The sequence below is a fragment of the Pseudomonas sp. AE27 genome (genome assembly GCF_037113495.1).
Lineage (GTDB): Bacteria > Pseudomonadota > Gammaproteobacteria > Pseudomonadales > Pseudomonadaceae > Aquipseudomonas > Aquipseudomonas palmensis.
Genome location: NZ_CP146966.1, coordinates 263,230 through 280,839 on the forward strand (window position 1 = coordinate 263,230; position 17,610 = coordinate 280,839).

Consider the following 17,610-nt stretch of genomic DNA (forward strand, 5'->3'; position numbering starts at 1 on the left):
AAGGAACCCGGCCTGAGGCCGGGTTTTTTTATGCCTTCATTGCGGTGGCTCGGCGCCCAGGGCATGGGTGGTCAGTGTGGTCTGCGTGCCGGTTTCAAGGTTGTGGATGACCAGCGTGCCCAGCCTGGGCTGTTGCGTGATGGCCTGAGTGACAAGGTATTCGATCAGCGATGTGCTGTGTGCACCGGAAATGACGATGGTCGAGATAGCGGGTGCCATGGCGTCGCAACCCAGGGGTGGGGCTTGTGTGGTCAATTGTGCAAAGGCAGAACGGGCAGGCGGCAGGTGACTTTCATGTTGTTCTGAAGTTGACCAGTCTTTGGGTTCATCCTGAACTTCAGGCGTGTCCTCGTTGTACTCCGGGCAATACAGCGTCTTGCTGTTGAAGTTGAGCGTCAGGAAAAACAGGATTGTCAGAAAGGGTGGAAAGCCCACCAGAAACCACGTGTAGATACCCTGGCTGTCTTCGCCAAGAAAGGGCAGTGAGGCCAACGCAGAGGCTTCGATGATACCCGCGAAAATAGCAATGATCGTCAGTGGGCTTTTCGGTTCGACGTTGCTCATGTACGTGCCTGCTGCTCGGCGTGAGCGCTGTTTCGTGGGCGCAAGGGTCAGGGTTCGCATTGTTTTTGGAACCACTATGCGGCCTGGGTACTTCGGTGTTCAGGGGGTTATGGATCGTCCTCAGGAAATACTTCGGTGCAACTTCGACGCGATAAAACGCCGTGACAGGATTGATACCCGGGTTAGTCAAATATCACGGATATTTCCTGCGTGCGGGCGAGCGTTGTCATATGGAACGTGGCGAGAGTGCGGTGTTAGTGTTTGTTCGCACTGCATGCACGCCTCGAACGACGCAATGATTGTTTCTGCTTAACGCCTGCTATCAGGAAGTTTTGTAGGAATAATCTTCTATTTAGGTAGGTCTGGTCTTGTCGTGCAACTGTCAAGGAAGCTGCAATGCACTATGCCGGTTGACTAGGCTATTGTGCGGGCTCAAAAAATCGAACAGCGAAAATTGGATTTTGCCCATGAATAAAGTGCTGATCGTGGATGATCATCCGGTCATTCGCCTGGCTGTACGCATGCTGATGGAGCGGCATGGCTATGAAGTTGTCGCAGAGACCGACAACGGAGTGGACGCGCTGCAGCTGGTCAAGAAACACCTGCCCGATATCGTGATACTGGATATCGGCATGCCCAAGCTCGATGGGCTGGAGGTCATCGCAAGGTTGACCTCCAATGACGTGAACATAAAGGTACTGGTGCTGACCTCACAGGCACCTGGGCATTTTTCGATGCGGTGCATGCAGGCGGGCGCCGCGGGTTATGTCTGCAAGCAGCAGGACCTTACCGAGCTGCTCAGCGCCATCAAGGCGGTCCTCTCCGGTTACAGCTACTTCCCCAACCAGGCCCTGCACTCGGTGCGTTCGAACCTTGGCGGTTCCAGCGAAGCGGATATGGTCGAACGTCTGTCGGGGCGGGAGATGATGGTGCTGCAGCAACTGGCACGCGGCAAGACCAACAAGGAGATTGCCGACGGCATGTTTCTGAGCAACAAGACGGTGAGTACCTACAAGACGCGCCTGTTGCTCAAGCTCAATGCGCGCTCCCTGGTGGACCTTATCGAACTGGCCCAGCGTAACGGCCTGGTGTGAACCAGACCTTGCCAGGGCGACTGCCTGGCCCCTGCATGCGCTAGAGACGGCCCGCCCGCGACCTGAAGTGGGCCGTCAAAGATCGAAGTCGTAATCGGCCAACTGCTTTTGCAGGCGGCGTTCTTCCAGCATGTTGTCGATGGTGCGACGCTTGCTGAGGTTGGTCTTCGCCGTTTCGGGCGGGCTTTCCGTTTCCTGTTCGTCTGCCGTGTCCGGCTCGACGTCGATATCCAGCTCTTCGTTATCGGTGCTCATAAGTCACTCCATGCCAAGAGGGCTATTGGCGCACCTTATAGCGATATTTTCAGAGCCGGTAAAAAAGATTTTTTCAATCGTGCGCAACCGATTCAACTATTTGTTCAATCGTCGGAGGTTTTTTGCGGGTACTCGCAAAGGTCCTCGATACGGCAGCTTCCACAGCGTGGCTTGCGCGCCTGGCATACATAGCGCCCATGCAGTATCAGCCAGTGGTGCGCATCCAGCAGATAGTCCTTGGGCACAAACTTCATCAATGCCTTTTCCACCTCCAGCACCGTCTTGCCGGGGGCGATACGGGTGCGGTTGCTGACCCGGAAGATATGCGTGTCCACCGCCATGGTCGGCTGGCGAAATGCGGTGTTGAGCACCACGTTGGCCGTCTTTCTGCCCACCCCGGGCAACGCTTCGAGGGCTTCGCGGGTTTGCGGCACTTCGCCGCCGTGGCGCTCGATCAGCAGGCGACAGGTTTCGATGACGTTCTTGGCCTTGCTGTTGTACAGGCCGATGGTCTTGATGTAGCTGGACAACCCTTCAACGCCCAGGTCGTAGATGGCCTGGGGCGTGTTGGCCACCGGGTACAGGCGTGCAGTGGCCTTGTTGACCCCCACGTCGGTGGATTGCGCCGAGAGGATGACCGCGATCAGCAGTTCGAAGGGGGTGGTGTAGGCCAGCTCGGTCTTCGGGTCCGGGTTGTCTTCGTGCAGCCTGCGAAAGATTTCCAGGCGTTTGGCAGCATTCATGGGCTCAGAGGCTTCCTTGACGGCTAGAGGGGGCCGGCTTGCGCCGCACCCGGTTGAAAATGGCCAGTAGCAGGCCCAGCAGGATCAGTGCGCCCGGGGTCAGTTGGGCCAGGCGCAGCCCGGCAGAGCCCAGCAGTTCGCGGCACAGGCCCAGCAGCAGGTGCACTGTACACAAGCCGATGACCACCAGCAGGCCTTGCGCGACGCCGCGATGGCGCTCGAAGCACTGTTCCAGCAGCACGCATTGCAGTGCGATCAGCCCCGGGTAGATGCCCAGTTGCGCGTGAACCTCCAGGGCCCAGGCGCGCAGGCTCAGCTCCAGGCAGGTCACCAGCATCGCCGCCAGCAGCACGCTGACCAGCGTGGTCTGCAGCCCTTGCAGCAGCGGGCGCAAGGGCGTCATGCACAACCGGTGCAGGCACAGGCTCAACAGGCTGAACAACGCCAGCGCTGCGGCCTGGGCCAGGGTCTGGCTGGCGCCCAGCATCGGGGCCAGGCTGAGGATGAGCAGGCTGCGGCTATTCATGTTCACCGGTACCCAGCAGATAGTGGGAGTGTTCGTCGAAGTAGCGCAGGGCATCGTGCACCGCCTGGATCACTGCGCGGGAGGTCACGCTGGCGCCGGCCAGCTGGTCGAACTGGCCGGCATCGCGCTTGAGGGCCCAGGCCGGATCGGGGGTGTCCGCCAGCGTGCGGCCCTCGAACCCGCGTAGCCAGGTGTTGCCCGGTTCACTCAACTTGCCGCCAAGCCCTGGCGTTTCCTGGTGCTGCAGCACCCGGGTGGCCAGCAGGCGGCCGTGGCTGTCGATGGCGATCAGCAGCTCCAGTGGCCCCGCATAGCCCTGAACCCGGCTGTGCAGCACCACGGCGCTGGGCTGGCCGAGCAGGGTCGCGCGGTAGCCGGCCAGCAGGGTGCTATGGGCCAGGCTCGGTGCGGGCAGTACGAGGGGGCGTTGCAGCGGCTGGTTGTCGTAGCGCTCTGCCGGCAGCACGCTCAGCAGGCTCCTGGCCTTGAGCTGCTGTTCAGCCTGGCTGATACGCGCGGCGTTCAACTGCGCCCAGCCAATGGCGCAGCCGATGGCCAGGCACGCCACGGCCGCCACCAGCAGCACTGCACGCGCCCGGGGGGTCATGCCGGCTGCCCTTGGCGCCGCGCGGCCCAGCGTTCGAGCGCCGGCACGCACAGGTTCATCAGCAGCACGGCGAACGCGCTGCCGTCGGGATAGCTACCCCAGGTACGGATCAGATAGACCAGCACGCCCACCCCGGCGCCGAACAGCAGGCGTGCGCTGGCCGCCCTGGGGCCGCTGACCGGTTCGGTGACGATGAAGAACGCGACGAACAGGCTGGAGCCGGCCAGCAGGTGAAACAGCGGCGAGCCATTGGAGTCGGAGCCCGAGCCGTTCCAGCCCAGCAGGCTCATGATGAACAGGCTGCCCAGCATGGCCACCGGGGCATGCCAGCTGAACACCTTGCGCTGCAGCAACAACAGGCCGCCGGCCAGGAAGGCCAGGGCGACCCACTCGCTGCCCGCGCCGGCGAATCGGCCGAAGGCCGGGTGCTGGCCGAACAGTTCTTCGATGGTCAGGCTCTGGTTGTGGCGCACCACATCCAGCACCGTCGCCTGGGCCCAGGCGTCGGGTCGGACGGCCAAGCCGAACACCGCTTCGAGGCTGGTGCCCAGGTCCAGCGGTTGCGGTCCGGGCCACTGGGTCATCTGGGCCGGAAAGCTGACCAGGGCCACGGCATAGCCGAGCATGGCCGGGTTGAACGGATTCTTGCCAAGCCCGCCGTACACATGCTTGCCCAGGGCCAGGGCGCTTGCGCTGGCAATCACCGGCACCCACCAGGCGAGGTAGGCGGGCAGGGCGATGGCCAGCAGTGTGGCGCTGACCAGGGCGCTGCCATCGCCCAGTGCAGCACGTACCGGGCGGCGCTGGGCGCGCAGCAACACCGCTTCGGTCGCCAGCGCCGCGGTGGTGGTCAGCAGCAGGTTGAGCAGGGTGCCCCAACCGTGCAGCCAGGTCAGTGCCAGCAAGCCGGGCAGGCACGCCAGCAGCACCAGGCGCAGGCTGGCGCGCAGGCGTTCGCCCGGGTCAGGCGCGGGCAGCATCGCTTACCGCCAGCAGTGATTCCAGGTGAGCCTGGGCCTGTTGCTGCGCTTGCTGCAGCTCAGCCAGTTGCGCTTGCTGCGCCGGGCTTGGCGAGTCGCCAAAGGCTGTGCGCGCCTTGGTCAGCTGGGCGCGACTCATGGCCGCGGCAATCTTGGCCTTTTTCAGCGCCGCATCGGCGGCTGCAGCCTTTTGCGCCTGCACCCGCGCAATCGCGGCCTTGATCGGGTCGTCGGCCGGCACCGCAGCCGCCGCGTTCGGGGCGGGCCGCTGGCTGCGCGCGATGCGTTCGGCCTGCTTGCGCGCCTCTTCGCGTTGCAGGCGCTGGGCACGCTGCTCGAAGCGGTGGCGTGCATGGCTGCGCCGGGCGGCGCGGGCGAGCTGCTGTGGCCGGGTGTGAGCAAGGCCGCCGACGATCGGCACGATGGGGCTGTCGGCAGGCAGTGGCAGCAGGTCGATGCAGTCGACCGGGCAAGGCGCCACGCACAGGTCGCAGCCGGTGCATTCGGCGCTGATGACCGTGTGCATCAGCTTGGCGGCGCCGACGATGGCGTCCACCGGGCAGGCCTGGATGCATTTGGTGCAACCGATACATTCGGCCTCGCGAATGAAGGCGACCTGGGCGGGCGCACTGCCGCGGTCGGTATCCAGGGCAATCACCGGCACCTGCAGCAGTGCGGCCAGTGCGGCAATGGTCTCGCTGCCGCCGGGTGGGCACTTGTTGATGGCCTCGCCCGCCGCCAGCCCCTGGGCGTAAGGCTGGCAGCCGGCATGACCGCACTTGCCGCATTGGGTCTGGGGCAGCAGGGCGTCGATGCGTTGAATCAGGCTCATGAGGTGAACAGTCCGTTGAAACCGAGAAAGGCCAGGGCCATGATCCCTGCGCCGATCAGCTCGATGGGCAGGTCGCGCAAGGCCACGGGGGCCGCGTCGCTGCGTTGGCGCAGGTCGTCGAACAGGCACAGCGCCAGCCAGAAGCCCAGGCCGCCGCCCAGGCTCAGGGCCAGGGTGGCGAACGGGTCGAGCGTGGCATCGCTGGCTTGCAGGGCAAGGCCCAGGACGGCGGCATTGCCCAGCAGCAAGGGTTTGAGGCCGGTGAACGGCCAGTGTGGCAGTTGGCGTTGCAACCGGTTCAGCACCGGCGCTGCCAGCAGAACGCACAGCGGCAGGAACACGAACAGGCGCAGGTACTCCAGTTGCAGCGGGCGCAACCCGTAGCGGTAAAGCAACTGCCCCGGTACGACCGCCAGCACCATCAGCACCAGCGTCGCCAACCCCAGTGCGTGCACCCGGCGACGTGACGCCGGCTCGACGGGCTGCAGCAGCGGGTCGAGCGCGAGGGCCTGGTGCAACACGAGGTTGTTGACCAGCGCAGCGCTGATAAGGGTAAGGAGCAGTTCGGTCATGGGCGCGCCACAGGCAAGAGGCTGTGCGCCATTATCCGGCAATCACGGTGCAATGAGAACGCCCCGGCCGGTCAGGGTCGGGGCGTGGCACTTACTTGATGCGCTGACCCGGCTTGGCGCCGCTGTCAGGGCTGAGCAGGTAGATCTCCTCGCCGCCAGGGCCTGCGGCCATGACCATCCCCTCGCTCACGCCAAAGCGCATTTTGCGTGGCTTGAGGTTGGCGATCATCATGGTCAGACGACCTTCCAGCTTGCTCGGGTCCGGGTAGGCGGACTTGATGCCGGAGAACACGTTGCGCTGCTCGTCACCGATGTCCAGGGTCAGGCGCAGCAGCTTGTCGGCCCCTTCCACGGCTTCGGCCTTGAGAATCAGCGCTACCCGCAGGTCGACGGCGGCAAAGGTGTCGAAGTCGATCTCAGCTGCCAATGGGTCCTTGGTCAGTTCGCCGTTGCCGGTGACCACGCTGGTCTGGCTGGCGGCCAGGTCCTGCTTGGAAGCGTCGACCATGGCTTGCACCTTGACCGGGTCGATGCGGGTCATCAATGCCTTGAACGGGTTCAGCTGGTGGTTCTCGAGACGGCTCTGGTGGTCGTTCCAGGTCAGCGGCGCGACGTTCAGGAACGCCTCGGCATCGCTGGCCAGTTGCGGCAGCACCGGCTTGAGGAAGATCACCAGCTGGCGGAACAGGTTGATGCCCTGGGCGCACACGGCCTGCACTTCGTCCTGCTTGCCTTCCTGCTTGGCCAGCGACCACGGGGCCTTGTCGGCGATCCAGGCGTTGGCGCGGTCGGCCAGGCCCATGATTTCGCGCATCGCACGGGCGAAGTCGCGGCCTTCGTAGGCGTCGGCGATACCCGGTGCCGCAGCCAGGAAGGCCTCGGTCAGCTCCGGTGCGGCGTCGCCGGCCACCATCACGCCGCCGTTGCCCTTGTGGATGAACCCTGCGCAGCGGCTGGCGATGTTGACCACCTTGCCGATCAGGTCCGAGTTGACCTTCTGCACGAAGTCTTCCAGGTTCAGGTCCAGGTCATCCACGCCACGGCCCAGCTTGGCCGCGTAGTAGTAGCGCAGGTATTCCGGCGACAGGTGGTCGAGGTAGGTGCGCGCCTTGATGAAGGTGCCACGGGACTTGGACATCTTCTGGCCGTTGACCGTCAGGTAGCCGTGCACGTTGATTGCGGTCGGCTTGCGGTAGCCGGCGCCTTCGAGCATGGCCGGCCAGAACAGCGCGTGGAAGTTGACGATGTCCTTGCCGATGAAGTGGTACAGCTCGGCGCTGGAGTCTTTTTTCCAGTAGGCGTCGAAGTCCAGTTCCGGCGTGCGGTCGCACAGGTTCTTGAAGCTGGCCATGTAGCCGATCGGCGCGTCCAGCCACACATAGAAGTACTTGCCCGGCTCGCCCGGGATCTCGAAGCCGAAGTACGGCGCATCACGGGAGATGTCCCATTCCTGCAGGCCGGAATCCAGCCATTCGGCCAACTTGTTGGCCACGGCGTCCTGCAGTGTGCCGCTGCGGGTCCACTGCTGCAGCATGGCCTGGAAGTCGGGCAGCTTGAAGAAGAAGTGCTGGGAGTCCCTGAGCACCGGGGTGGCGCCGGAGATCGCCGACTTGGGGTTCTTCAGTTCGGTCGGTGCGTAGGTGGCGCCGCATTTTTCGCAGTTGTCGCCATACTGGTCGTCGGCCGCGCATTTGGGGCAGGTGCCCTTGATGAAGCGGTCGGCCAGGAACATCTGCTTGTCGGGGTCGAAATACTGGGTGACCGAGCGCGTGGCGATATGCCCGGCGTCACGCAGTTTCAGGTAGATCTGGCTCGACAGCTCGCGGTTTTCGTCGGCGTGGGTCGAATGGTAGTTGTCGAACTCCACCAGAAAGTCGGCAAAGTCGCCGCAGTGCTCGGCCTGCACGTTCGCGATCAGTTGCTCGGGGGTAATGCCTTCTTTCTCGGCGCGCAGCATGATCGCCGAACCGTGCGCGTCGTCGGCGCACACGTAGGTGCACTGGTTGCCGCGGTACTTCTGGAAGCGCACCCACATGTCTGTCTGAACGTACTCGAGCATGTGGCCAAGGTGGATCGACCCGTTGGCATAGGGCAGGGCGCTGGTGACGAGAATCTGGCGTGGCTCGGACATGGGGGCTCGGCTACTTTCGGCTACAGGGTATGAACGGTGATCGGCCACTATAAAACGATGGGAAATATATTTCACCCCATGGACGTATCTGCCGTTGTTTCACGGGTTAGCATAGCGACCTGTTTCATTCAGTCTTTTATCGGGAGTCTCCATGAGCGCCGTCACTCGCGCAGCGGTTGAAACCGTCCTTCGCCAATACACCGACCCTTACCTGAACCAGGACCCGGTCAGCGCCGGGTGTGTGCGCAGCATCGATATCCAGGGCGACCGGGTCAGCGTGGCCCTGGAGCTGGGCTATGCCGCCGGCCTGTTCAAGAACGGCTGGGCCCAGGTGCTGCAGACCGCCGTCGAGGGGATCGAGGGCGTGGCCTCGGCACAGGTCGAGATCACCTGTGTGATCGCCGCGCACAAGGCCCAGGCGCAGATTCCGGGCCTGGCCAACGTCAAGAACATCGTGGCCGTTGCCTCGGGCAAGGGCGGTGTGGGCAAGTCCACCACCGCCGCCAACCTGGCCCTGGCCCTGGCCCGTGAAGGGGCGCGGGTGGGTATCCTGGATGCCGACATCTATGGCCCCAGCCAGGGCGTGATGTTCGGTATCGCCGAAGGGACCCGGCCGCAGATCCGCGACCAGAAGTGGTTCGTGCCGTTGCGTGCGCATGGCGTGGAAGTCATGTCGATGGCGTTTCTCACCGACGACAACACGCCGATGGTATGGCGTGGCCCGATGGTCTCCGGTGCGTTGCTGCAACTGGTGACCCAGACCGCCTGGGACAACCTCGACTACCTGGTGATCGACATGCCGCCGGGCACCGGCGACATCCAGCTGACCCTGGCGCAGAAGGTGCCGGTGGCCGGTTCGGTGATCGTGACCACGCCGCAGGACCTTGCGCTGCTGGACGCGAAAAAGGGTGTGGAGATGTTCCGCAAGGTGAATATCCCGGTGCTGGGCGTGGTCGAGAACATGGCCGTGCATATCTGCTCGAACTGCGGGCATGCCGAGCACCTGTTCGGTGAAGGTGGTGGCGAGAAGCTGGCGGCGCAGTACGGTGTGGAGCTGCTGGCTTCGCTGCCCCTGTCGATGCTGATTCGCGAGCAGGCCGACAGCGGCAAGCCGACCGCGATTGCCGAGCCTGAAAGCCAGATTGCCATGGTGTACCAGGAACTGGCACGGCAGGTGGGGGCGCGCATCGTGCTGCAGGAAGCGGCGGCGCCGGCGATGCCCAATATCACCATCAGCGAAGACTGAGTCGATACCCTCGCCTGTGTAGGAGCCGGCGTTGCCGGCGAAGGGCCCACTGCATCACCAGGCAGGTACTGCGGTGTTGCCTTCGCCGGCAACGCCGGCTCCTACGGGCAGGCCCACCGGCAATGTCTAGTCCTGAAATAGGTTTACACCTGTTCAGGTAGGCCGATAGGCCTCAAAACGCCTGATGCACCGCATCGGGCGTTTTGTTTTTCAGGGCCATATGGGGCCGTTCTGTGTTGTAGATCTGCACTGCCTCATCAACCATCTGCCTCGCTTGCTCCAGATCTTCAGGGCTGCTCAACAGCAGCTCCATCTTGAGGATTCCGTTGATTCGCTCAGCCAGCGCGTTCTGGTAGCAGTCATACCCATCAGTCATGGAGCACTGAACGCCGTGCCGTTGGTGCAGTGACTGGTATAGCGCCGAGCAATATTGGATGCCTCGATCCGAATGGTGGACTAATGGCTGGCGATGACGTCGCTTTCGTAAGGCCTGCTTGAAGGCTTGCGCTACTGACTCGGCATGCAGGCTTTCATGGACGTGGTGACCAACAATTTTCCTGGAGTACGCGTCCGTTACCAGGCTCAGGTACAGCGGGCCGTTGCGTGCGGGCAGATAAGTAATGTCGGCAACCCAGACGTGCTCCGGCCTTGTCGGGACGACTTGGCTTGGACCGGGCTTGATTAAGTTGGGATGGCGGTAGAAGCGATGAAAGCTCTGTGTTGTCTTGTGGTATGCCCGCTTGGGCAGTACCAGCAAACGGCGCTCTCCCAAGACCTGAAACAGCCTATCTCGGCCGACTTGGAATCGTTTGTCAGGTTGGCAATGCAGCAAATAGTGCAGCTTACGGGTACCCAGACGGGGCTGGCGCAGCCGGACTTGCTGAACAAACTGAACCACCCGATCTGCCTGGCGCTCTTTGCCATCAGCAGCTCGGTTGCGCTTGTAGTAAGCCTGTCGACTGATGCCTAGAAACTGACAAGCCCTGGCAATGCTCAGTCCTGCGACTTGACCTTGCGAGAGGACTTGCCGGATCGCTTTTTTACGACCGAGACACCATAGTCATTTTTCAGAACATCAACGACCGTTTCAAAGAACTGGGCCTTCTGGCTCATCAGCTCAAGCTGCTGCTCAAGCTCTTTGATCCGCTGCTCTGGAGTGAGCGTTTTGGGGTCAGACATCGCGCAGCTCCTCTCGTCGCGGATCGAAGCCCCCTGGCTCCAATCCTGCCGACCGTGCTTACGCAACCATACCAGAACCGTCGACCGTCCCTGGATGCCATACCGCACCTGGGCCTGCTTGTAGGTCAGTTCGCCTTTTTCAATCTGATCAACCACCGCCAATTTAAAAGACAGTGAGTAATCACGCTGTGTGCGCTTTACACCTTGTTCCATCTGACTCTCCGGAAATTCGGGATGGGAGGTGTAAACCTTATTCAGGACGGGACACAAGGCAAAAAAAAGCCCCGCCGGTGAGGGCAGGGCTTTTTTCAAGCAGTGAAGCGCAAGTTAGATAACTTGTACTTCTTCAGCTTGCATGCCTTTCTGGCCGCGGGTAGCGACGAAAGAGACCTGCTGGCCTTCTTTCAGGCTTTTGAAGCCGTCAGCTTGAATGGCTTTGAAGTGTACGAACAGGTCGTCACCGGATTGTGGGGTGATGAAGCCGAAGCCTTTTTCATCGTTGAACCACTTAACGGTACCGGTTTGGCGATTGGACATGGTCTGTCTCCTTGGACAAAGTTAATTACGGCTCAGGAAACGCCCTGGCCGAGACTGAGTGCAAAGAGGCAGAAAATTCATGAAGATGGGTTGATCGAGATCTTGCATCAGGTAGAGATTCTCAGTGACACGTGCAGCACAGTGGCGTCACCATAACCCTTTTTCCAGAACGTGCCAATGGTCTTGTTCAGCTTTCGTGCAATTCAAGACTGACGGCGCCGCGATACCCCGCGCAGGCCCCGTATGACGCGGATCTTGCCGCCAACACCGCACGGAACTTTGAACCCGGCGCCGGGCCCGGTAAGATGCCCCACAGAATTTCTTCACCACGCTATTTCAGGACACCCGCCATGAGCATCAAATCGGACAAGTGGATTCGCCGCATGGCGCAGGAACACGGCATGATCGAGCCCTTCGTCGAGCGTCAGGTACGCGGCGAAAGCGACAACCGGCTGATCTCCTTCGGCGTCTCCAGCTACGGCTACGACGTGCGCTGCGCCGACGAGTTCAAGGTGTTCACCAACATCAATTCGGCCACCGTCGATCCGAAAAACTTCGACGCCGGCAGCTTCGTCGACGTCAAGAGCGACGTGTGCATCATCCCGCCCAACTCCTTCGCCCTGGCGCGCACCGTCGAGTACTTCCGCATCCCGCGCAACGTGCTGACCATCTGCCTGGGCAAGAGCACCTATGCCCGTTGCGGCATCATCGTCAACGTCACCCCGCTCGAGCCGGAGTGGGAAGGCCACGTGACCCTGGAGTTCTCCAACACCACCACCCTGCCGGCCAAGATCTACGCCAACGAAGGCGTGGCGCAGATGCTGTTCCTGGAGTCCGACGAAGAGTGCGAAGTGTCCTATAAGGACCGCGGCGGCAAGTACCAGGGCCAGCGCGGTGTGACCCTGCCGCGCACCTGAGCCGACGAAGCGAGGGAATTACTCGCCGGCAAGGCACTCCAAGCAGATGAACCGTCCCGGCACGCCAGGAGGCGTGTCGGACTTCGCTCAGGAGCCGCCTATGAAACTCGACCCCTCAATCAGCGCCAAACTTGCCGTGCTGCAGCCCAATCAGATCGGGCTGGTGGCCTGGTCATTGCTCGCGCAGCCGCCACTGATGCAGGCCGGTGGCGTCCCCGGCCAGCCTGGCCCGGACACCCCGTCGCCGCCGCAGCCAGGCGATAACCCTCCGATGGAACCGGGTGAACCCACACTCCCTGATGAACCGCCACCGGCACCGGTTGCCTGAGCCTAGGGCTTGACCGGCCATACCTGCGCGTCTGCCGTCAGGTACACGCGCTCACCCGGCTGAGGCTGCACTGCCCAGCCGCCGGTGAAGTCCCCGAAGGCCGGCAGCAGGCCGAGCCGTTCGCCGATCACGAAGCAGGGCAGGCGCAGGCGTTGCCGCGCGCGCCCCCGCAGCACATACACCGGGTGTACGTGGCCGGCCAGCACCAGGTGCGTGGCATGGGGCTCGGGCTCGTGCTGCAAGGCGAACGGCCCCAGCAGCAGCGGGCCGTCCAGCACATCGATGCGCAGCCCCTCGGGCGGGTCGCCGGCATGCAGGTCGTGGTTGCCGCGTATCAGCGTGATCTTCAGCCGGGCGTGCTGCTCCCGCCATTGCTGCACGCGTTCCAGCGTGGCCGCGGCGCGGCCGGTGCGTGCGTGCAGAAAGTCGCCCAGCACGATCAGCTCTTCGCACGGGTAGCTGGTCAGCAGCCGGTCCAGACGTTGCAGGGTCGATTGCGTGGTGCCGCGGGGCACGGGCAGGTGCTGGGCGCGAAATGCCGCCGCCTTGCCGATGTGCACATCGGCCACCAGCATCACCTTGCGCGCCGGCCAGTACAGCGCCTTGTCCCCCAGCAGCCAGAGCTGCTCGCCGTGTACGTCGATGTTCAGGCAGTGACTCATTCAGCGCTCCCGGCTCGCGGCCTTTTCCAGGTCGGCGACCATGCGGGCGATGCGGTCGGCGAGCTTTTCCGTGCTCAGGGTTTCGCGCATGCCTTCCACCAGCAGCGGAAAGGCCAGCGGGCCCGGGCGCGCAAGCGGCTGCAGATGCAGGCGCAAACCGCCCAGCCGGCTCAGTACCTGCGCCAGCCGGTCGATCTCAAGCTCTGCGTTCAGTACCTCGTCACGGGCCTGGCCCAGCAGCAGGTTGCCCGCGTCGTGCTGGCGGAACACCTCGAAGAACAGGCCGCTGGACGCCTGGATCTGCCGGGTGCTCTTGTGCGAGCCGGGATAGCCGCCGAACACCAGCCCGGAGATCTGCGCAATTTCGCGAAAACGGCGCATGGCCATTTCGCCGGCATTCAGGCTGGCCAGCACGTCCTCGAGCAGTTCATCGGGGCTCAGCAGGTCCGGCAGCATGGCCGCCCACGGCACTTCGCCAGGGCACAGCAGTTCCAGGCCGTAGTCGTTCACCGCAATCGAGAAACTCGCCGGCTGGCTGCGGCTGTAGCGCCACGCCAGCAGGCTGGCCAGCCCAAGGTGGGTGGTGCGCCCGGCAAATGGATAGAGAAACAGATGGCAGCCCTGACGCGAGGTCCAGGTCTCGGCCAGCAGCATGTCGTGGGTGGGGATCACCGACCAGCGCCGCTGCAGCTCCAGCAATGGCTTGACCGCCTGCATGGCCGGCCCGTGGTAGCGACCGTGCGCAGCGCTGTCGAGCTGCTCGACCACGGCCCTGGCCAGCTCGCTGGAAAGCGGCATGCGCCCGCCGTTCCAGCGTGGTACGGCAGGTTTGCGCGCGGTGCTGCGACGCACATAGGCGGTCATGTTGTCGATGCGCACCAGCTCCAGCGTGCGCCCGGCGAACAGGAAGGCATCGCCCGGGCGCAGGCGGGCAACGAAGGCTTCCTCGACACTGCCCAGGTTGCGCCCGCCGCCTCCCTTGCTCCAGAACTTCAGCTGGATGCTCGCATCGCTGACGATGGTGCCGATGCCCATGCGGTGGCGGCGCGCCAGGCGCGCGTTGGCCACCCGCCATACCCCGTCCGGCGCTTCGATGACCCGGTGATAGTCAGGGTAGGCGCCCAGCGAGGCACCGCCGTTGCGCACGAATTCCAGCGCCCATTGCCACTGTTCGTCGCGCAGGTGCCGATAGGCCCAGGTGCTGCGCACTTCCTCGAGCAGTTGCGCGGGGCGAAACCCGGCCCCCAGGGCCATGCTCACCAGGTGCTGCACCAGCACATCCATGCACAGCGCCGGAGAGCGCCTTGCCTCTATCTGGCGTGCTGCAACGGCCTCGCGGGCGGCGGCGGCCTCCACCAGCTCCAGGCTGTGGGTCGGTACCAGGGTCACCCGCGAAGGGCGGCCCGGCGCGTGCCCCGAGCGTCCGGCGCGCTGCATCAGACGCGCCACGCCCTTGGCCGAGCCGATCTGCAACACCCGTTCGACGGGCAGAAAATCCACCCCCAGGTCGAGGCTTGAGGTACATACCACTGCCTTGAGCTGGCCCTGTTTCAGGCTCTGCTCGACCCAGTTGCGGGTTTCGCGGGCCAGCGAGGCGTGATGCAGGGCAATGATGCCGGCCCAGTCGGGGCGCGCCTCCAGCAGCGCCTGATACCACAGCTCGGCCTGGGCGCGGGTGTTGGTGAACACCAGGCAACTGCTGCTGCGCGCCACCTCATCGCGCACCTGCGCGAGCATCTTGAGCCCCATGTGCCCGGCCCAGGGGAAGCGCTCGATGGCTTCGGGCAGCAGGGTATCGACCTCGATGCGCTTGTCCTGGCGGCCTTGCACCAGGCAACCGCCCTCGGGCAGCAGCACGTCGCGGGCATGCTCCAGGTTGCCCAGGGTGGCCGAGATGCCCCATACGATCAGGCCCGGGTGCCAGCGACGCAGGCGCGCCAGGGCCAGTTGCAGTTGTACACCGCGCTTGTTGCCGAGCAGCTCGTGCCATTCGTCCACCACCACCAGGCGCAGGCTGGCGAACTCGCTCTGCGCCGCATCGCGGGTCAGCAGCAGGGTCAGGCTTTCGGGGGTGGTGATCAGGGCGCTGGGCAGGCGCCGGCTCTGGCGGGCACGCTCGGCGCTGGAGGTGTCGCCGCTGCGCACGCCCAGGCTCCAGTGAATCTGCAACGCGTCCAGTGGCGCCTGCAAGGCCCGCGCGGTATCGGCGGCCAGGGCGCGCATGGGGGTGATCCACAGCACTTGCAGCGGTGCCGGGTGCTTGGCGCGTGGCGTGTCCTGGGCATGGAGGTGTTGCAGCGCGGCCAGCCACAGGGCGTAGGTTTTGCCGGCGCCGGTGCTGGCATGCAGCAACCCGGATTCGCCGCGGGCGACGGCGGCCCACACGCGCTTCTGAAAGGCGAAGGGCTTCCAGCCACGGGTGGCAAACCAGGGGCCAGCAAGGTCGGACGGTTTACGCATGCCGGGGCCGCTTGTGGGCAGTGGGTGTGTCTTCACAGACCATCAATGCCCGGCATTAGTTTTAGCGGGTGACAATCGTCGGGTTATTTGAGGTTGCCACTCAGGAACTGGCGCAGCCGCTCGCTCCTGGGGTTGCCCAGCACATCGGCCGGTGCGCCCTGTTCCTCCACCAGCCCCTGATGCAGGAACAGCACCTGGCTCGATACCTGCCGTGCAAAGCTCATTTCGTGGGTCACCATGATCATGGTGCGGCCTTCCTCGGCCAGCCCCTGGATCACCCGCAGCACTTCCCCCACCAGCTCCGGGTCCAGCGCCGAAGTCGGCTCGTCGAACAGCATCACCTCCGGCTCCATTGCCAGCGCCCGCGCGATCGCCACCCGCTGCTGCTGGCCACCGGACAGGAACGCCGGGTACTGGTCTGCCACCCGGGGCGCCAGGCCTACCTTGTCCAGGTAGGCACGTGCCCGTTCCTCGGCCTCGTGCCGGCTTACCCCCAGCACCCGGCGCGGCGCCATGCTGATGTTCTCCAGCACGCTCAGGTGGCTCCACAGGTTGAAATGCTGGAACACCATGGCCAGGCGCGTGCGGATACGCTGCAGCTCGTCGGCATCGGCCACGCGCAGGCCGTGGCGGTCGTGCACCATGCGCACCGGCTGGCCGTCCAGGGTCATGCTGCCCTCGTCGGGCTGTTCGAGAAAATTGATGCAGCGCAGAAAGGTGCTCTTGCCCGAGCCACTGGCGCCGATCAGGCTGATCACGTCGCCGGTGCTGGCCTGCAGTGAAACGCCCTTGAGCACATGGTGCTCGCCGTAGCGCTTGTGCAGGCCTTCGATGGTCAGTTTGTACATGCACGGCCCCTCATGGCGATAACAGGTAGCCGCTGCGGTACGGCTGGTTGCCCGCCACATGCGCAATCACCATGCCAGCGGTGGCCATGCGTCGCAGCGAGCGGGCATATAGCAGCCCGGCCTGCTGGTTGTGTACCGGGGTCACGCGGTCGCTGAGCGGGTCGATCACCTCTGCGATCAGTTGCCCGGCCTGCACCGGCTGGCCCGGGGTGACATGAAACACCAGCAGGCCGCCCAGCGGCGTGGCCACCGGTTCGACCGCCGCCAGCGGCGTGGCCGGGTAGGGCAGGGGCGGCAAGGGGGCGGCCTCGCCTTCGATGGCACCGAAACGGGTCAGGTAGTTCAGGATCGCCTCGCAGTCGGTGCTGGCCAGCGGGTGGCTCACATCGCCCTGACCGCGCAGCTCCACCGTCACCGAAAAGCTGCCCTGGGGGATGGGGAACTGCTTGGCAAAGCGTTGCTGCAGCTGCCACCACACCAGGGTGAAACACTCATCGAACGACTGCCCGCCCGAATCGGTGGCCAGCAGGCTGGCCTGGGCCCCGAGATAGCGCGACAGCGCCTCGACCCGGGGCCAGGCTTCCGGGGTGGTGTACAGGTGCGCGACGGCCTCGAAGTCGCAGTGCAGGTCCAGCACCATGTCGGCATCGCAGGCCAGGCGTTGCAGTACCAGGCGCTGGGATTGCAGCGGGGTGGCGGCAGGCTGCGCGTCCAGCGCCCGGCGCATGCACTCGCGAATCAGCTCGACGTTGTGCCGCGGGTCCTGGGTCAGGTGCGCTTCGATCTGGTCACCGATGGTGTCGCTCAGGTCGACGAAGTGGCGGTTGAAGTTCTCGCCGCTCTGCAGCTCGAAACGCCCCAGGGGCACGTCCATCAGCACCTGTTCCAGGCCCACCGGGTTGGCGATGGGCACCAGCACGATCTCGTGGCGCAGGCGGCCCTGGCTCTGCAATTCGCCCAGGCGTTGCTTGAGGTGCCAGGCCACCAGCATGCCGGGCAGCTCGTCGGCATGCAGCGAAGCCTGGATATAGACCTTGCCGGCACCGCGCGGGCCGAAGTGGAAGCTGTGGATCTGGCGGCAAATCCCCGGCACCGGGGCCAGGATGTCGTGGGTCTTGTGGTGCATGAA

18 protein-coding genes and 1 pseudogene are annotated in these 17,610 nt (G+C 64.1%); 4 read left to right on the forward strand and 15 right to left on the reverse strand.

Annotated features, from left to right (window positions below):
- Nucleotides 1-36 precede the first annotated feature (36 nt).
- Nucleotides 37-564: a hypothetical protein gene (locus V9K84_RS01185; RefSeq protein ID WP_256582886.1), complete on the reverse strand. Its 528-nt coding sequence runs from the start codon at nucleotides 562-564 to the stop codon at nucleotides 37-39.
- Nucleotides 565-1,031: 467 nt separating this feature from the next.
- Between V9K84_RS01185 and V9K84_RS01190 the strand changes: the two genes are divergently transcribed.
- Nucleotides 1,032-1,658 carry a response regulator transcription factor gene (locus V9K84_RS01190; RefSeq protein ID WP_043861969.1) on the forward strand — a complete coding sequence of 209 codons (627 nt, stop codon included), beginning with the start codon at nucleotides 1,032-1,034 and terminating at the stop codon, nucleotides 1,656-1,658.
- Between the two features lie 75 nt (nucleotides 1,659-1,733).
- Here V9K84_RS01190 and V9K84_RS01195 read toward each other — a convergent pair whose 3' ends face one another.
- The 8 genes and pseudogenes from V9K84_RS01195 to metG form a co-directional block, all read right to left on the reverse strand.
- Nucleotides 1,734-1,913 (reverse strand): hypothetical protein, encoded by a 180-nt coding sequence (locus V9K84_RS01195; RefSeq protein WP_043861968.1) that lies wholly within the window; start codon nucleotides 1,911-1,913, stop codon nucleotides 1,734-1,736.
- Nucleotides 1,914-2,017: 104 nt separating this feature from the next.
- Nucleotides 2,018-2,656: an endonuclease III gene (gene nth, locus V9K84_RS01200; RefSeq protein WP_043861967.1), complete on the reverse strand. Its 639-nt coding sequence runs from the start codon at nucleotides 2,654-2,656 to the stop codon at nucleotides 2,018-2,020.
- A 4-nt stretch (nucleotides 2,657-2,660) separates the two neighbouring features.
- Complete coding sequence (locus tag V9K84_RS01205) at nucleotides 2,661-3,182, reverse strand: Rnf-Nqr domain containing protein (RefSeq protein ID WP_088515473.1); 522 nt, start codon at nucleotides 3,180-3,182, stop codon at nucleotides 2,661-2,663.
- Nucleotides 3,175-3,789, reverse strand: coding sequence for an RnfABCDGE type electron transport complex subunit G (locus tag V9K84_RS01210; protein WP_088515472.1), 615 nt, complete (start codon nucleotides 3,787-3,789; stop codon nucleotides 3,175-3,177). The genes V9K84_RS01205 and V9K84_RS01210 overlap by 8 nt, the downstream gene beginning before the upstream one ends.
- A complete protein-coding gene (locus V9K84_RS01215) occupies nucleotides 3,786-4,769 on the reverse strand; it encodes an RnfABCDGE type electron transport complex subunit D (protein WP_054914748.1) in 984 nt (327 codons plus the stop codon). The genes V9K84_RS01210 and V9K84_RS01215 overlap by 4 nt, the downstream gene beginning before the upstream one ends.
- A gap of 16 nt (nucleotides 4,770-4,785) precedes the next feature.
- Nucleotides 4,786-5,601: pseudogene (locus tag V9K84_RS01220) on the reverse strand (RnfABCDGE type electron transport complex subunit B); the annotation flags it as partial.
- On the reverse strand, nucleotides 5,598-6,173 hold the full coding sequence (locus V9K84_RS01225) for an Rnf-Nqr domain containing protein (protein WP_088515470.1): 576 nt from the start codon (nucleotides 6,171-6,173) through the stop codon (nucleotides 5,598-5,600). The pseudogene V9K84_RS01220 and the gene V9K84_RS01225, both read right to left, overlap by 4 nt.
- A gap of 91 nt (nucleotides 6,174-6,264) precedes the next feature.
- Nucleotides 6,265-8,304 carry a methionine--tRNA ligase gene (gene metG / locus V9K84_RS01230; protein WP_078480568.1) on the reverse strand — a complete coding sequence of 680 codons (2,040 nt, stop codon included), beginning with the start codon at nucleotides 8,302-8,304 and terminating at the stop codon, nucleotides 6,265-6,267.
- Between the two features lie 151 nt (nucleotides 8,305-8,455).
- On the opposite strand from metG, the gene apbC reads away from it, so the two are divergent.
- The gene (apbC, locus tag V9K84_RS01235) at nucleotides 8,456-9,550 is read left to right on the forward strand and encodes an iron-sulfur cluster carrier protein ApbC (RefSeq protein ID WP_058540969.1); all 1,095 of its coding nucleotides are present in this window, start codon (nucleotides 8,456-8,458) and stop codon (nucleotides 9,548-9,550) included.
- A gap of 172 nt (nucleotides 9,551-9,722) precedes the next feature.
- Here the strand turns inward: apbC and V9K84_RS01240 are convergent.
- A protein-coding gene (locus V9K84_RS01240; protein ID WP_338790690.1) for an IS3 family transposase occupies nucleotides 9,723-10,942 on the reverse strand; the annotation gives its coding sequence in 2 pieces (ribosomal slippage) (nucleotides 9,723-10,594 and nucleotides 10,594-10,942; 1,221 coding nt in all).
- Between the two features lie 114 nt (nucleotides 10,943-11,056).
- On the reverse strand, nucleotides 11,057-11,266 hold the full coding sequence (locus tag V9K84_RS01245) for a cold-shock protein (RefSeq protein ID WP_008365925.1): 210 nt from the start codon (nucleotides 11,264-11,266) through the stop codon (nucleotides 11,057-11,059).
- Between the two features lie 350 nt (nucleotides 11,267-11,616).
- On the opposite strand from V9K84_RS01245, the gene dcd reads away from it, so the two are divergent.
- Both dcd and V9K84_RS01255 read left to right on the forward strand, forming a co-directional pair.
- Nucleotides 11,617-12,183 (forward strand): dCTP deaminase, encoded by a 567-nt coding sequence (dcd, locus tag V9K84_RS01250; RefSeq protein ID WP_028943496.1) that lies wholly within the window; start codon nucleotides 11,617-11,619, stop codon nucleotides 12,181-12,183.
- Nucleotides 12,184-12,283: 100 nt separating this feature from the next.
- Nucleotides 12,284-12,511, forward strand: coding sequence for a hypothetical protein (locus tag V9K84_RS01255; RefSeq protein ID WP_058540970.1), 228 nt, complete (start codon nucleotides 12,284-12,286; stop codon nucleotides 12,509-12,511).
- A 2-nt stretch (nucleotides 12,512-12,513) separates the two neighbouring features.
- Here V9K84_RS01255 and pdeM read toward each other — a convergent pair whose 3' ends face one another.
- The 4 genes from pdeM to V9K84_RS01275 form a co-directional block, all read right to left on the reverse strand.
- Nucleotides 12,514-13,173, reverse strand: coding sequence for a ligase-associated DNA damage response endonuclease PdeM (gene pdeM / locus V9K84_RS01260; protein WP_088513954.1), 660 nt, complete (start codon nucleotides 13,171-13,173; stop codon nucleotides 12,514-12,516).
- A complete protein-coding gene (locus tag V9K84_RS01265) occupies nucleotides 13,174-15,633 on the reverse strand; it encodes a ligase-associated DNA damage response DEXH box helicase (RefSeq protein ID WP_054914744.1) in 2,460 nt (819 codons plus the stop codon).
- 83 nt (nucleotides 15,634-15,716) lie between these two features.
- Entirely contained in the window at nucleotides 15,717-16,481 is a 765-nt protein-coding gene (locus tag V9K84_RS01270) for an ATP-binding cassette domain-containing protein (protein ID WP_054914743.1), read from the reverse strand.
- 10 nt (nucleotides 16,482-16,491) lie between these two features.
- Nucleotides 16,492-17,607: a succinylglutamate desuccinylase/aspartoacylase family protein gene (locus V9K84_RS01275; RefSeq protein ID WP_088513953.1), complete on the reverse strand. Its 1,116-nt coding sequence runs from the start codon at nucleotides 17,605-17,607 to the stop codon at nucleotides 16,492-16,494.
- Nucleotides 17,608-17,610: the final 3 nt, after the last annotated feature.